The sequence below is a fragment of the Microcoleus sp. Pol11C2 genome, from assembly GCF_036701505.1.
Taxonomy (GTDB): domain Bacteria; phylum Cyanobacteriota; class Cyanobacteriia; order Cyanobacteriales; family Microcoleaceae; genus Microcoleus.
Genome location: NZ_JAUBQX010000034.1, coordinates 14,113 through 27,143, shown reverse-complemented (window position 1 = coordinate 27,143; position 13,031 = coordinate 14,113). Strand labels below are relative to the sequence as shown.

Below are 13,031 nucleotides of genomic sequence, written 5' to 3'. Positions count from 1 at the left end.
TGATACTTCCGTCGCACTAATTCATAAAGGAATCTCGATCGCAAATTCCGTACCTTCTCCTACGGTGGAACGGCAGCTTAAGGCTCCGGCGTGTTTTTCCGCGACAATTCGGTAACTGATGGCTAACCCTAAACCAGTGCCTTTTCCCATCGGTTTTGTCGTGAAAAACGGGTCAAATAATCGGCTACGCACGTCTTCTGTCATCCCGATCGCATTATCGGCAATGCGGATGCAAATACTATTTTCGTTTAGGGCTTCTGTGCGAATGCTAATAGTTGGTTTCCAATCGTCGCCGACCGCCGCATATCGCCTTTTTTGGTTGCAAGCATCTTCCAATGCGTCAATACTGTTGCTAAGCAGATTCATAAATACCTGATTGAGCTGACCTGCATAACATTCTATTAAAGGAAGTTGACCGTAATCTTTGATTATTTTTATTTCTGGATAGTCGCCTCTGGCTCGGAGTTTGTTGTGCAATATTAAGAGGGTATTATCTATGCCTTCGTGAAGGTTAGTAGGCTTTTTTACCGAGTCGTCTAAACGCGAGAAATTTCGCAAGCTCAGAACTATTTCGCGAATGCGATCTGCTCCCATTTTCATCGAAGATAATATTTTTAGTAAATCTTCTCTCAGAAAGTCTAAATCGATCTTGTCAATACATTCTTGAACTTCTACCACGGGCTGAGGATAGTGTTTTTGGTAAAGTTCCACAAGCTGCAACAAGTCTCTGATATATTGGCTGGCGTAGGAAATATTGCCGTAGATAAAACTGACAGGGTTATTAATTTCGTGAGCTACTCCAGCTACCATTTGACCGAGACTTGACATTTTTTCGGTATGAATTAGGTGAGCTTGAGTTTCTCGAAGTTCTTTAAGAGCGATTTCTAGCTGCTGGGCTCTGTTGTTGGCGATCGCCTCGGAGAGCCGCAAAGCATCCTCCGCTGCTTTGCGTTCTGTTATGTCAAAAATGGCGCCGTTGAGGGATACAACTTCATCGGCTGCGTTGAAAAGGGCTTGACCTTTCTCTGCAACCCACCGCACATTTCCGTCGCAGTGCATCAGGCGATATTCGATGATGTAAGGTTGTTTTGTCTTAATAGCCCGATCGATAATTGTCTCGATCTGCTCAGCGTCATCGGGATGAACTATACTCGGAAAAGCCTGCACCGGTTTTTGCATAAAGTTAGCGGCTGGATAGCCGGAAATAGCTTCTATGCCGCTGCTGATAAAAGTTAGGCTCGATCGCCCAGCAGCACTGCACCGGTAAACCGCACCGGGAATGCTAGAAACTAATGACCTAAATTCTTCTTCTCTTTCTCGCAAAGCTGCCTCAATCCGCTTGCGTTCGCTAATGTCGCGAGCAAACGCGCACTGATATTCTTTGCCGTTAAATTCCAAATGGTTGATCGTAATTTCTACCGGAAAAATGCGACCGTACTTAGTGAGGTGGTGAACTTCAATATTAACCGAACCGCAGCGTTTTAAGACTTTCCAGTGCAAACTCCAAGCAGTTTGGGGAAAATCTGGATTGATGTCGTGCACGGTCATCGAGAGCAATTCTGCTGCAGAATATCCCAATGAAGTGCAAGCAGCGTCGTTGACGTACAAAAATTTACCGTCGGGCCCGATCCAGAATATCGCATCTGCCGATCGGTCGATCGCAAACTGAGTCAGTTGCAACTTTTCCTCAACTCGGTGGCGATCGGCAATTTCTTTTTCTAACTGTTCATTAAGCGAATTGAGAGCTAAAGCGCGATCGACAATAGTATCTGAAGCGTAAAAATTGAGCGCTTGTTTTGCGAATTCTCCTTTCTGGATATCATGGTGGTGCTGATGTTCCTCTACCTGTTTTAACGACTGTTTTTGAAGTTTTTCTTTTTGATTGAAACCAGACTCGGCAAGTGCTTTGGGCATGAGGGCAAGGGCGACTGCGACTAAAAACCACGCACTCAAAGCACTTGCAGCTTTGAGAGTTACTGACAGCCAATATATCGAGTGCCACAGCGTCCAAACTTCCGTCAATTTAGCCGCGCCCCAGGCAAAAAAAACCACGGCAAACACCCGGAAAATCTTGCGGTGAGAACCTTGGCGGGTAAAATAAACTAAAGATAGGGCGATCGAGCAATAAGCCAGTGCCGTCAGCGAGTCAAAAACAGCGTACAATCGCAACTCCGGCACCACGTTGCAGGCGAATGTAGAAGATACAGCAAGTGTGGAAAAAAAAATTGTTAATTGTTCTTGCATAAAGTTCAAGAAAAAATTTATCTGTACCAATGCAAATCAGATCAAATCTAATTATTTGATTTCGGCTAGGGAAATATTTACATAATTATATACTTTTTTCATTTTTTATGAAACAGCTATTTTTTCAGGAAATGTCAAAACTGTCGAGGTTGGGCCCTGGGAACGAAGCTTTTGCCAAGTATGAGCAATGGTGAGCGTCACGGCTAGCAACGCTTACGTTGCTCCCTGTAACGGAATAAATAGGTTCGCCTACCTCTTGATTCAGAAACATTTAAATTGTTAATGATCGCTATTAAATTTTCTTTTAGATTACTTAAGCAGTGAGCCAGGGGTTAAAAACCCCTGGCTCACAGATGGACTAACAGACTTTTAAGGCAGAGAAAATCTCAATTTTTGGGCTGGAAATCCACAATTAAGCGCCGCCCAGGGCCCACTGCACCAAAGTCCGAACTCCAAAACCGGTAGCCCCAGGGCCATTGTAACCATTTTCTTTGTCAGTCCAAACCGGGCCGGCAATATCTAAATGCGCCCATGCAGTATCCTTTACAAACTGCTTCAAAAATAGCGCCGCCGTAATCGAACCGCCGGGACGGGGGCCTGTGTTTTTCATGTCGGCGTGCAATGCTTTCAAGCCCTCAAAATACTTCTCTTCCATCGGCATTCGCCAAAATTTTTCGCCTGCCAATTCTGAGGCGGCGACTATTTCGGCAGCGACGCTATCTTGAGGACTCCACAAACCCGCGATATCGTCGCCTAAAGCAATTACGCAGGCCCCGGTTAGAGTTGCTAAATCGACAATCGCGTCAACTCCCAATTTATCAGCAAATACCAAAGCATCAGCCAGGGTTAAACGACCTTCAGCGTCGGTATTGTTGACTTCAATTGTTTTGCCGTTGGAAGCTGTAAGGATGTCTCCAGGGCGCATGGCACGGCCGCTGATCATGTTTTCAGTGACGGCGCTGATAAAGTGAACTTCCACATCGGGTTTGATGTGCCCGATCGCTTTTGCCGCTCCCAAAGTAGCCGCAGCGCCGCCCATATCTATTTTCATCATTTCAATGCCGCTGCCGGCACCTTTGATGTTCAAACCGCCGGAATCAAAGGTCAATCCTTTGCCGACAATTGCTATTTTGCGGCGCGGTGTGCCTTCGGGTTTGTAAGTTAAGTGGATGAATTTGGGTGGTAAATCCGATGCTAGTGCCACGCCTAGAAAGGCTCCCATGCCTAGTTTTTCGCAGTCTTCCCGCTCCAATATTTCTAATTCTAAACCGCATTCGGCAGCCAGACTTTGAGCGGTTTCGGCCATTGTAATCGGGGTGACAAAATTGGCCGGCGCTGCGACTAATTCCCGTGCTAAAATGACTCCGGCAGTGATTTGGCGGGCGCGGGCGATCGCACTTTCGGTACCGGCAAAACCGAGCAAATGAATTTGTTCGAGTTGCGGGCTTTTGTCTTCAGGTTCCGATTTGAAACGGTTGTCTTGATTCAAGGAGAGTTCTACACCTTCGGCGATCGCGCTTGCTGTAACATCCGGCGCGTTTTTCCACACCGGAAAGCTAATTCCGAGGGTTTTGCATTTCTCTTTTTTGGCTAGCTTGGCGCAAACGCCTGCTGCTTGCCGCACGGTGTCTAATTTTAAGTCCTCTGTTTTGCCCAAACCGACGATCGCAATTTTGCGAATGGGATTATTGCCGCCGACGCGGGTGATGGCGCTCGTACCCACTTTGCCCTTAAAATCTACTTCCAGTAGCAGCTCTTTCAAAGTGCCTGCAAGCTTTTCATCTAATTGTGCCAGATCGCCGGTGAGTTCCAGGGCGTCCTCAAATAGACCAATTGCCAAGGCGTCTCCGGTCCAAACAGAGCGGGGCGTATCGGTGACTAGAAATTCCATGTTTTGATTTACACTTTAGATTTTAGATTTTTGATTGTACTTTGTAGTGGGTGGTTTGGGGTTTTTCCTTTGTGCGGGTAAATAGATCGATCGCACAAATTTTCCGCTCCACATCAAAATAAATTCTGCTACTATATCAGCCAAGTCCGCCTGCGATCGGATCTTTCACCAATCTCAATCATCTGTTTGGGGGTCGGCTGTCCATTTTTGCCCCACTCTTAAAATTTATTTCTCGTTAAACAGGTCTCCTGCCTGTGATGGCGTGGAACACCCATCCTGCCTCTGATGGCTTTTGACAAACGATCGGTTATCTATTGTTATTCTCTTAAATTTTCCCATGCTAAAACGACGCCGGGCCCGATTTTCTGTTTTAATCAGCGTTTCAGTTTGCGTTATTGCGATCGGCTCTTTGGTTGCTGCGATGAAATGGATGGGTTTTGGCTCGGTCCAGAAGGCCGAGCAGCCGCTGAATGCAGCGAATTCCGAATCGGAAGTCAAGATGCTGGTGTCGCTGTCACCGAGCGAGCGATCTGCGAAATTAGTTGAACTCGCAGCCAGTGAGTCTGTAAATACGAACCCGCAGCAGCCAATCTCCCCTCAAAGCCGCGCCCGCTACCTGCTTGCCAGCGATTTAATCCAGCAAGGAAATGCGGCTAAAGCATTAAAATTATTGGACAAATTAGAGCAAGAATATCCGGTTTTAGCTGCTCACATTGCCCTAAAAAGGGCCCAAGCTTACCAATTGAGCGGCGACAAAGGCAAAACTCAAAAAGCTTGGGAGGAACTGCTCAAAAACTATTCGAGCGACCCGGTAGCAGCGGAAGCTTTATATGTTTTAGGCAAGTCAAAACCGGAATATTGGCAACAGGCAATTACTGAACTTCCTGGTCATCCCCGCAGCGTAGAAATTGCCCTCCGCAAGTTAAAAGAAAATCCGAATCAGCCGCAGTTGATGCTGCTCGTAGCAAAACACGGTCATTATGTCAAAGATTACGGGACAATTTTGGAACAACTGGTGCAGCGAAACGGCGCCGGTTTGAAACCGGAAGATTGGGAAGAAATTGCCTTTGGCTATTGGGAAAAACAAAATTACGGCAAAGGAGCTATTGCTTACGGGAAAGCTCCCCGCAATGCCAAAAATCTTTACCGCAAAGCTCGCGGTTTGTGGCTCGACGGAAAAATCCCGGAATCGAGAATTGCCTATCAAGAATTAGTACGCGAGTTTCCCGATGCCGAAGATAGTGGTTTGGGTTTAATTCGGCTGTCGCGGCTGAGCGAACCGAAAGAAGCGATCGTTTTACTCGATCGAGTTATTAACAAATTCCCCAATTATGCCCCCGAAGCTTTGTTAGATAAATCCCAACTTCTCGACAAAGCACGCAGTGGTCAATCCGCCTCAGATACCCGGAAGTTGCTATTGACAAAATACAATAATTCTGATAAAGCAGGCGAATTGCGGTGGACGATCGCCCAGCAGTTTGCCAAAGGCGGAGATTTAAAATCCGCTTGGCAGTGGGCGAGAGAATTAACCACCCACAATCCCGACAGCGAACAAGCTCCAGAAGCCGCATTTTGGGTCGGGAAATGGGCACAGCAACTCGGCAGGGAACAAGACGCCAAGACTGCCTTTGACTATACGATCTTACGCTATCCAGAATCATATTTTGCGTGGCGATCGGCTGTACTTCTTGGCTGGCCAGTCGGCGACTTTACCACAGTCCGAGATTTGTCTCCCAATGTAGTCCGGCCGCCTCAGCGCCCCGAACCAACTGCGGGTTCTCCTGCGTTGAAAGAACTCTATCAATTAGGTCAAGATAGAGATGCTTGGACGCTGTGGCAAATAGAATTTATCGACCGCGTAGAACCAAGTATTGCCGAACAGTTTACCGACGGTTTAATGCGAGTTGCAGTTGGAGACAATTTAGACGGTTTGTGGATGGTTGGGAGTTTGCGGCAGCGAGATAAACCAGATGATAGAACCCAATACCTGGATCTCAGACAGCAACCGATTTATTGGCAAGCACTTTATCCTTTTCCTTACTTAGAAACCATTGTCAAATGGTCGCAAGAGCGCAAAATAAATCCAGTATTAGTAACAGCATTAATCCGGCAAGAATCGCGGTTTATGCCCGCTATCAAATCATCAGTGGGCGCCACCGGTTTAATGCAAGTAATGCCAGAAACAGCAGCTTGGGTTGCTGGACAAATCAGCCTCAAAAAGTATTCATTGGAGAATGTGGACGACAACGTTAAACTTGGTACGTGGTATTTGGATCACACTCACGACGAGTACAAGAATAACTCGATGTTAGCTGTCGCGAGTTACAATGCCGGGCCAAATGCAGTATCAGATTGGTTGAAGAGGTTTAATTTTAGTGACCCAGATGCTTTTGCGGAAAAGATTCCGTTTCCTGAAACGAAAGGATACGTGAAATCGGTGTTTGAGAATTACTGGAATTATCTGCGGATTTACAATCCAGAAGTTAATCAGTTAATGAGTGAGCATTATGCGGCTGCTCAGAAAAAAGCAAAGCCTTAGTAAATTTGGTTTGTAGTAAGGACTTTAGTCCTAATCTCCAAGGTTTGTAGTAAGAACTAAAGTCCTCAGATTTGTAGTGAGCACTTTAGTCCTCACTACAAACATCTTGATTGCGGTAATTGACCGGACATAATATCAGCAAGCGCCAAGAGGGTTACGACATTCTCGATCGCTGAAACCTTGCTATTATTCCCTCTTCCTTTTTCCTTCTTCCTTCTTCCTTCTTCCTTCTGCTATATCAGCGGCATCCCAAGGAATCCCGAGTAGAAATCCCAGTTTGAGAATTAATCCCACTTGCCTTTGTGCACAATTCTTTAACTTGTGATCCGTCCATAATTGCGTCCGTAAAGTCAGCGCCGGTGATATCAACTCCGTCAAAAGTAGAACGCAGCAAAATTGTTTCTGCTAAAATTGCATCACTTAAATCGGCATTAGTAAATTTAACTTGATCTATCATTGCATTAGTTAAATTCGCTCCGTGCAAATTCGCCTGAGTCATCACCGAAGCGCTCATAATTGCTCCGCGCAAATCGGCATTAGAAAAATTAGTCAAGTCCATATTAGCGTTAGAAAACTCAGCCGCCCGCAGCATTTGACCAGAAAAATCGCGTCTTGTCAGTTCGGCGTTGCTAAAGGACAACGGCGGAGCGTAATATTTAGATTGAGCCTGGGCTGGCTGCTGCAGGATGAAGATAGTTAGTGCCAAGAGGAATGCTGCTAGTTGCCGGAGTTTCATAAGCCTGATATTCTTGCAAGGTGGGTATTTCGTAGTGTATCCCGAACTTTAGTCGATCGACTAAACAGGTACAATCTTAATTAATAGTGATGGAGATGAAAAAAAAGATATGCTAAGTTTTTTCTTAACTTGGATAGTAGCAGCGGTTTCGCTGATCATTACCGCTAACATTGTACCAGGTATTTCGGTGGTTAGCTTTCCGGCGGCGATGCTGGCTGCTGTTGTTATCGGATTGGTGAACGCGGTTGTCAGACCGATTCTGACATTGCTGACGCTGCCTTTGACCATTATTACTTTAGGTTTGTTTTTATTCGTTGTGAATGCAATTTCGCTTTCCCTGGCTTCGTGGTTGGCGGGTGCGTTCAATATCGGCTTTGTGGTTGGCGGTTTTTGGCCGGCTTTGGTGGGTTCCATTGTGTTGTCATTTGTTTCTGGGTTGATTGGTCGATTTGTGAATGCCAATACTTTGTCTCAGTAATACATTATCCCAGATACTCGATGGGGCAAACTGCAACCGCTACTGTTAGCGCAGAACCCGCCCTAACCCCTCCTTGTGAAAGGGGGGGATTTTTGGTGCGAAATATTTGTTTAGGAATTAAGAGGGGATTTGAACCGCAGATAAACGCAGATGGACGCTGATGATTGATGGATATCTGCATATATTCGCGTTCATCTGCGGTTAAATTTTCTTTTCTAACTGCACAAAGTGCCGCAGCTTCTGCTACGCTGGGCGTCCCGACTTGTTTGACTACAGTATTTGAAGGATTGGGGACTTCTACGGAACTTAAAATGTCAGCCGCAAAGGTTTGTAACGGCCAATTTCGCTCTTGACAAAGTTCTAACAAGCCGACTTCACCTGCTTTAGTGTCTATTGTAGCAATACCTGCGATCGCACTTTCCGCTAAATGATAAGCACGGCATACTTGTTTAATCGCAGTTTCGATTAATTCTCGCCCTGTTCCGCGTTGACAACCTATCCCTATCCACAACACTCTCGGATGCCACTGAACCTTTGGTAAAGCCGATTCCGGCGAAAATCTTCTCTGCGTAAAACTAATCCAAATTCGGGCTTTGATAGTTGATAGATTTTCCCCATCCCAATACAAAGAATGTTTTTCTGGCAGACTGTTTTGCCACAAAGTAGAACCAACTTCTTGAATTACTTCGACAGTTTCCCCTCCAGCAAGAGCTGCCGCTACCCCAGTCCAGTCCCCTTCGCCTCGACTCCAACCGCTGGGAATGTCTAGCATATCTAAAGTGAATTCATCGCTCATTATTCAGTTATCTATTCTGTAGTTTCAGTGCGACCGCAATCTTAAAAAAAAATTAAAATTCTGTTTAGTGAAAATTTTGGTATAATTGTAGCACAAACTACAAAAAATCAAACATTTAAGATGGTAGAACTAAATCAGTTAGTGTTAGAACTCGAAAGCAACCTCAAATCGGAAGGAGTGAAAAAAGAATGGAAAGAGCGTAGGCCAAGCTGGGTGAGCGATGTGGCAGCATCAGTTAACCTGACATATCTAGCAGAATTGCTAGTTGAATGGCAATCTAACTTGCAGGGTAAATCGGTGGATATTCAGTGGGAAGAACGTCGGAACCGTTGGGTAGAAGAATGTCTGGCAGCATCGATTGTTCAAGAAGTATCAAGTTTATTGCTGGAACTAGAAACCAATATAAATTCGGAAGCTATGGCTGATGAATGGCAGCAGAATCGCGATAATTGGGTACAGCAAATGCACAAGTTTAACGAGTAGTGTCGAGGAGTCAGAGCCTGTAGATATTGCGTTTTCAGGCTCTAAAATTTCCTAATGACTAATGACTAATTCTTCATCTTTCTGCCAAACCCATTCAGAAAAATATCAGCGAGTCCTTCAGCCATTTCCTGCATTTCCTGCCGAGAAGCATTCGGCTCCATAATCGTATTTTGACTGAAGCCCGCGACTGCAAACCTTCCCAAAAATACCTGAGCGACAATTTTCGGCTTCATCTTTGGATAAACTTGTTTTTTCTCGCCATCCCAAAAAAACCTCAGCAAAATTGCTCATTATAAAAAACCAACACTTTCAATCAATAAAATTTGTACAAAAATAGCACAAACTGCAAACAAGACAAAATTTAATATGGTAGAACTAAACCAATTACTGTTAGAGTTTCAAGCCCACCTAAACGGGGACGCAGTGACGGAAGAATGGAAAGAACGTCGCAACTGTTGGATGAGCGAGGTGTCAGCAGCAATTGACGAAAAACATTTAGCAAAATTGCTAGTTGAATTAGAATCAAATTTTCAGCGAGAAGCGGTACAAAGTCTCTGGAAAATGATCCGTGAAAGTTGGGTAGAAGAATGTCATATAGCATCGACGCTAGAAGAAGTATCAAGTCTATTGCTGGAACTGGAAAGCAATACAACTTGGGAAGTAGTGACGGATGAATGGCAGGATAATCGCGAGAAGTGGGTACAAAAAATGTACGATTTTATAGAGTAATAATTCACTTAATTAAAATCCACTTTCATGGTGAATGATGTCCCTCCTGTGCGGTTGATTGTCTCGCTTCCCTCAATTACTTTAAATCCCGATCGCTCGTACAAACTCAGGGCTCGATTCGAGCTTCTGACACTCAGGGATACCGATCGATAAGAGACTTTTGCTGCTGACAACAAACGATCCAGCAACTGCGTTCCTACACCCTGATTTGTATATTCTGGAAGAACGGCGATCGCCAATTCCGGGATAGTATCATCAACCCAGCCAAACCCCTTGTCATCCTCTGTAAACAAACGCAGCCAGGCGGCTCCTACTGGCTGGCTCCCGTTCAATTCGATTGCTGCGAAGCCCAAATCGTTTGCACGTCCCCAATTCTTGACATATTTCGCAATTAAAGGATGATTCACAACCTCTTGCACCCTTGATTCGCCTTCTTCTGCCATGTGCGCCGCTTCATACAGCATTTTCCAGAGAAAAGGCTCATCTTCCTGGGTTAGCGATCGAATAGAATAGTGCAAAATTTTGCCCATAACAACTTTTCCCTGTTGCCCTAATTATTCATCTTTCAGCAAAACCCCATTCAGAAAAATATCGGCTAATCCTTCAGCCATTTCCTGCATTTGCTGCGGCGAAGCATTCGGCTCCATAATCGTATTTTGGCTGAAACCCGCGACTGCAAACATTCCCAAAAATACCTGAGCGACAATCTTCGGATTCATCTTCCGATAAACTCCTTTTTCCATCGCTGTTTCAAAAAAAGCCTCAGCAACATCGCTCATTTTTCCGATGACTTCCAACTGAATTCTGTCGCGTAAATCCGGGTGAAATTGCGCCTCCAAAAAACACACCCGCATCATGTCGCTATTCTCGCGGATATTCAGCATCCGTCGCCGCATCACCTGAGCCACTGCTTTGTAACTGCCCATCTCGCTTAATTCAGTCAGCAAATCCGTCAGCAACTCCACCCATCCTTCCGTCGCCACCTCAATCAAAATCGCTTTTTTATTATCAAAATGCCGAAATAGCGTACCCTCGGCCACCCCCGCCGCCACTGCTAAATCGCGAGTTGTCGTGCCGTCGTATCCGCTGCGGGCAAACAACCGCTGAGCGGCTTGTAAAATCCGCTTCTTGGTTTCTGTTTCAGAAGGAGGAGACTGATTAAAAATTCGCATGGCTTTGCAATCGGTAATTTGCGACTTGGAACTACGGGTTCGGGACTGAAGCGCTAAATAATGTTAAGTTTTAAGTTGTGCGCGGCTTTTATCCCAAACTTAAAACTCCTCGCCGGGCCCCAGACCCTTTTTGAGATTTGCTGTATCAGCCTAACATCTGTGGCGCAACAGATCGCTTATGTCTCCAAAAATCTTTATCCTGAGAAAAGAATCTCTGGCCAGCGAGCACAAACATTTTTTTGTTTGACACTCCAAAATCTAAAATCTAAAATCTAAAATCGAATGACCCCGCAGTTCCAAAAACCCCGTGAAGCGAAGCTATCCCGTAGGGAATCGCCCGATCGCCAAACTCGATTCATCGCCTCCCTGCTGGCCGCTGTACTGCTGTGGTGGGGCATTTCTCCCGAAATCGCCCTCGCCCGCCCCAACCCCGCTAGCGGCTCCCAAACAGTCTCTGTTCAACCATCGCTCGATCGAGTAATCAGCCAAGTCAGCGAATTTAAGCTCGACAACGGCATGAAATTCATCGTACTCGAAAGGCCCAGAGCGCCCGTAGCATCGTTTCTGATTCACGCCGATGTGGGTGGCGCAAACGAACCCGACGGTCAAACAGGTGTCGCTCACTATCTCGAACATTTAGCCTTCAAAGGCACGCCAAAAATCGGCACTACCGACTACCAAGCCGAAAAGCCGCTGCTAGAAAAACAAGACCAACTCTTCGAGCAAATGCAAGCAGCCAAGGCCAGCGGCAAAACTGAAGAAGTCGCCCAATTAAAAGCAGAATTTGACAAAGTTGAAGCCGAAGCTTCGCAATTTGTCAAGCGCAATGAACTCGGCAAAATAGTGGAACAAGCAGGCGGAGTCGGACTAAATGCCGCTACTTCCACCGACGCCACAATGTATTTTTACAGCCTTCCAGCTAACAAGTTAGAAATGTGGATGTCGCTGGAATCCGAGCGATTTCTAGAACCAGTATTTCGGGAATTTTACAAAGAAAAACAGGTAATTTTAGAAGAGCGCAGGCTGCGAACCGAGAATTCTCCGATCGGGCAAATGGTTGAAGTTTTTGCCAACAAAGCTTTCTCTGCTCATCCCTACCGCCGCCCCGTAATTGGCTACACTGAAGACATTAAAAACCTCAGCCGCAGCGACGTGCAGAAGTTTTTCGAGACTCACTACGTCCCCAGCAAGCTGACTGTGGCGGTGGTAGGAGACGTGAAAGCTTCGGAGGTGAAGCGACTCGCTCAAATTTATTTCGGCCGTTACAAGGCGAAAACAGCGCCTCCAGAATTGCAGATTGTCGAACCTCCCCAAACTCAAACTCAGGAAGTCACGCTGAAATTAAAAACTCAACCTTGGTATTTGGAAGGATACCACAAACCGGCGATGAATCATCCCGACAATGCGATTTATGAAATGATTGGTTCTTTGCTCAGCGATGGTCGCACTTCTCGGCTTTACAGATCTTTGGTAGAACAACAGCAATTGGCGCTGGCGGCTCAAGGTTTCAGCGGTTATCCGGGTGAAAAGTATCCGAATTTGATGTTATTTTACGCTCAAACTGCTCCGGGCCGCACGGTTGATGAAGTAGCTGCAGCTTTGAGCAAGGAAATCGAGCGCCTGAAAACTGAGCCGGTTTCTGCTTTGGAATTGGATCGCGTGAAAACTCAGGCGAGAGCCGATTTGTTGCGATCGCTCGATTCTAATATGGGCATGGCATTTTCGCTGGTGGACTATCAAGTAAACACCGGTTCGTGGCGAAATTTGTTCAAGGAATTAGATGCGATCGCGGCTGTTACTCCCGCTGACATTCAACGTGTCGCTCAGGCAACTTTCCGCCCGGAAAATCGCACGATTGGTAAGCTTTTGCCACTGTAAGAAGAAGGAAGAAGGAAGAAGGAAGAAGGAAGAAGGAAGAAGGAAGAGGGAAGAAGGAAGAAGGAAGAAAAAAGAGGGAAAACTC

Annotated in this window: 11 protein-coding genes and 1 pseudogene; 5 read left to right on the top strand and 7 right to left on the bottom strand. The window is 45.9% G+C overall.

Features of this window, described 5'->3' with window-relative positions; translation table 11 throughout:
* Positions 1 to 21 precede the first annotated feature (21 nt).
* The gene (locus QUA42_RS18795; RefSeq protein ID WP_333139041.1) at positions 22 to 2,244 is read right to left on the bottom strand and encodes a PAS domain S-box protein; all 2,223 of its coding nucleotides are present in this window, start codon (positions 2,242 to 2,244) and stop codon (positions 22 to 24) included.
* Between the two features lie 412 nt (positions 2,245 to 2,656).
* Positions 2,657 to 4,135: a leucyl aminopeptidase gene (locus tag QUA42_RS18790; RefSeq protein ID WP_333139039.1), complete on the bottom strand. Its 1,479-nt coding sequence runs from the start codon at positions 4,133 to 4,135 to the stop codon at positions 2,657 to 2,659.
* A gap of 337 nt (positions 4,136 to 4,472) precedes the next feature.
* Here QUA42_RS18790 and QUA42_RS18785 point away from each other — a divergent pair, with 337 nt between their 5' ends.
* Positions 4,473 to 6,674: a transglycosylase SLT domain-containing protein gene (locus tag QUA42_RS18785; RefSeq protein WP_333139037.1), complete on the top strand. Its 2,202-nt coding sequence runs from the start codon at positions 4,473 to 4,475 to the stop codon at positions 6,672 to 6,674.
* 238 nt (positions 6,675 to 6,912) lie between these two features.
* On the opposite strand, the gene QUA42_RS18780 is transcribed toward QUA42_RS18785, so the two are convergent.
* Positions 6,913 to 7,410 carry a pentapeptide repeat-containing protein gene (locus QUA42_RS18780; RefSeq protein WP_333139035.1) on the bottom strand — a complete coding sequence of 166 codons (498 nt, stop codon included), beginning with the start codon at positions 7,408 to 7,410 and terminating at the stop codon, positions 6,913 to 6,915.
* A gap of 109 nt (positions 7,411 to 7,519) precedes the next feature.
* On the opposite strand from QUA42_RS18780, the gene QUA42_RS18775 reads away from it, so the two are divergent.
* On the top strand, positions 7,520 to 7,888 hold the full coding sequence (locus QUA42_RS18775; RefSeq protein WP_333036939.1) for a phage holin family protein: 369 nt from the start codon (positions 7,520 to 7,522) through the stop codon (positions 7,886 to 7,888).
* A gap of 4 nt (positions 7,889 to 7,892) precedes the next feature.
* Here the strand turns inward: QUA42_RS18775 and QUA42_RS18770 are convergent, their stop codons facing one another.
* Positions 7,893 to 8,684 carry a cobalamin biosynthesis protein gene (locus QUA42_RS18770; RefSeq protein ID WP_333139033.1) on the bottom strand — a complete coding sequence of 264 codons (792 nt, stop codon included), beginning with the start codon at positions 8,682 to 8,684 and terminating at the stop codon, positions 7,893 to 7,895.
* 120 nt (positions 8,685 to 8,804) lie between these two features.
* Between QUA42_RS18770 and QUA42_RS18765 the strand changes: the two genes are divergently transcribed.
* Positions 8,805 to 9,167, top strand: coding sequence for a hypothetical protein (locus QUA42_RS18765; protein ID WP_333139031.1), 363 nt, complete (start codon positions 8,805 to 8,807; stop codon positions 9,165 to 9,167).
* Positions 9,168 to 9,232: 65 nt separating this feature from the next.
* On the opposite strand, the pseudogene QUA42_RS18760 reads toward QUA42_RS18765, so the two are convergent.
* A pseudogene (locus tag QUA42_RS18760) lies at positions 9,233 to 9,418 on the bottom strand (TetR/AcrR family transcriptional regulator); the annotation flags it as partial.
* Positions 9,419 to 9,533: 115 nt separating this feature from the next.
* Here QUA42_RS18760 and QUA42_RS18755 point away from each other — a divergent pair.
* Positions 9,534 to 9,896 carry a hypothetical protein gene (locus QUA42_RS18755; RefSeq protein ID WP_333036936.1) on the top strand — a complete coding sequence of 121 codons (363 nt, stop codon included), beginning with the start codon at positions 9,534 to 9,536 and terminating at the stop codon, positions 9,894 to 9,896.
* 8 nt (positions 9,897 to 9,904) lie between these two features.
* On the opposite strand, the gene QUA42_RS18750 is transcribed toward QUA42_RS18755, so the two are convergent.
* Positions 9,905 to 10,426 carry a GNAT family N-acetyltransferase gene (locus QUA42_RS18750; protein WP_333139029.1) on the bottom strand — a complete coding sequence of 174 codons (522 nt, stop codon included), beginning with the start codon at positions 10,424 to 10,426 and terminating at the stop codon, positions 9,905 to 9,907.
* Between the two features lie 24 nt (positions 10,427 to 10,450).
* On the bottom strand, positions 10,451 to 11,068 hold the full coding sequence (locus QUA42_RS18745) for a helix-turn-helix domain-containing protein (protein WP_333059831.1): 618 nt from the start codon (positions 11,066 to 11,068) through the stop codon (positions 10,451 to 10,453).
* Positions 11,069 to 11,350: 282 nt separating this feature from the next.
* On the opposite strand from QUA42_RS18745, the gene QUA42_RS18740 reads away from it, so the two are divergent.
* Entirely contained in the window at positions 11,351 to 12,946 is a 1,596-nt protein-coding gene (locus QUA42_RS18740; RefSeq protein ID WP_333139027.1) for a pitrilysin family protein, read from the top strand.
* The last annotated feature ends 85 nt before the right edge of the window (positions 12,947 to 13,031 follow it).

What these genes read in the sequence shown, in the direction of transcription:
- QUA42_RS18795 (WP_333139041.1), bottom strand. Translation starts at nt 2,244, where the DNA reads ATGCAAGAACAATTAACAATTTTTTTTTCCACACTTGCTGTATCTTCT.
- QUA42_RS18790 (WP_333139039.1), bottom strand. Translation starts at nt 4,135, where the DNA reads ATGGAATTTCTAGTCACCGATACGCCCCGCTCTGTTTGGACCGGAGAC.
- QUA42_RS18785 (WP_333139037.1), top strand. Translation starts at nt 4,473, where the DNA reads ATGCTAAAACGACGCCGGGCCCGATTTTCTGTTTTAATCAGCGTTTCA.
- QUA42_RS18780 (WP_333139035.1), bottom strand. Translation starts at nt 7,410, where the DNA reads ATGAAACTCCGGCAACTAGCAGCATTCCTCTTGGCACTAACTATCTTC.
- QUA42_RS18775 (WP_333036939.1), top strand. Translation starts at nt 7,520, where the DNA reads ATGCTAAGTTTTTTCTTAACTTGGATAGTAGCAGCGGTTTCGCTGATC.
- QUA42_RS18770 (WP_333139033.1), bottom strand. Translation starts at nt 8,684, where the DNA reads ATGAGCGATGAATTCACTTTAGATATGCTAGACATTCCCAGCGGTTGG.
- QUA42_RS18765 (WP_333139031.1), top strand. Translation starts at nt 8,805, where the DNA reads ATGGTAGAACTAAATCAGTTAGTGTTAGAACTCGAAAGCAACCTCAAA.
- QUA42_RS18755 (WP_333036936.1), top strand. Translation starts at nt 9,534, where the DNA reads ATGGTAGAACTAAACCAATTACTGTTAGAGTTTCAAGCCCACCTAAAC.
- QUA42_RS18750 (WP_333139029.1), bottom strand. Translation starts at nt 10,426, where the DNA reads ATGGGCAAAATTTTGCACTATTCTATTCGATCGCTAACCCAGGAAGAT.
- QUA42_RS18745 (WP_333059831.1), bottom strand. Translation starts at nt 11,068, where the DNA reads ATGCGAATTTTTAATCAGTCTCCTCCTTCTGAAACAGAAACCAAGAAG.
- QUA42_RS18740 (WP_333139027.1), top strand. Translation starts at nt 11,351, where the DNA reads ATGACCCCGCAGTTCCAAAAACCCCGTGAAGCGAAGCTATCCCGTAGG.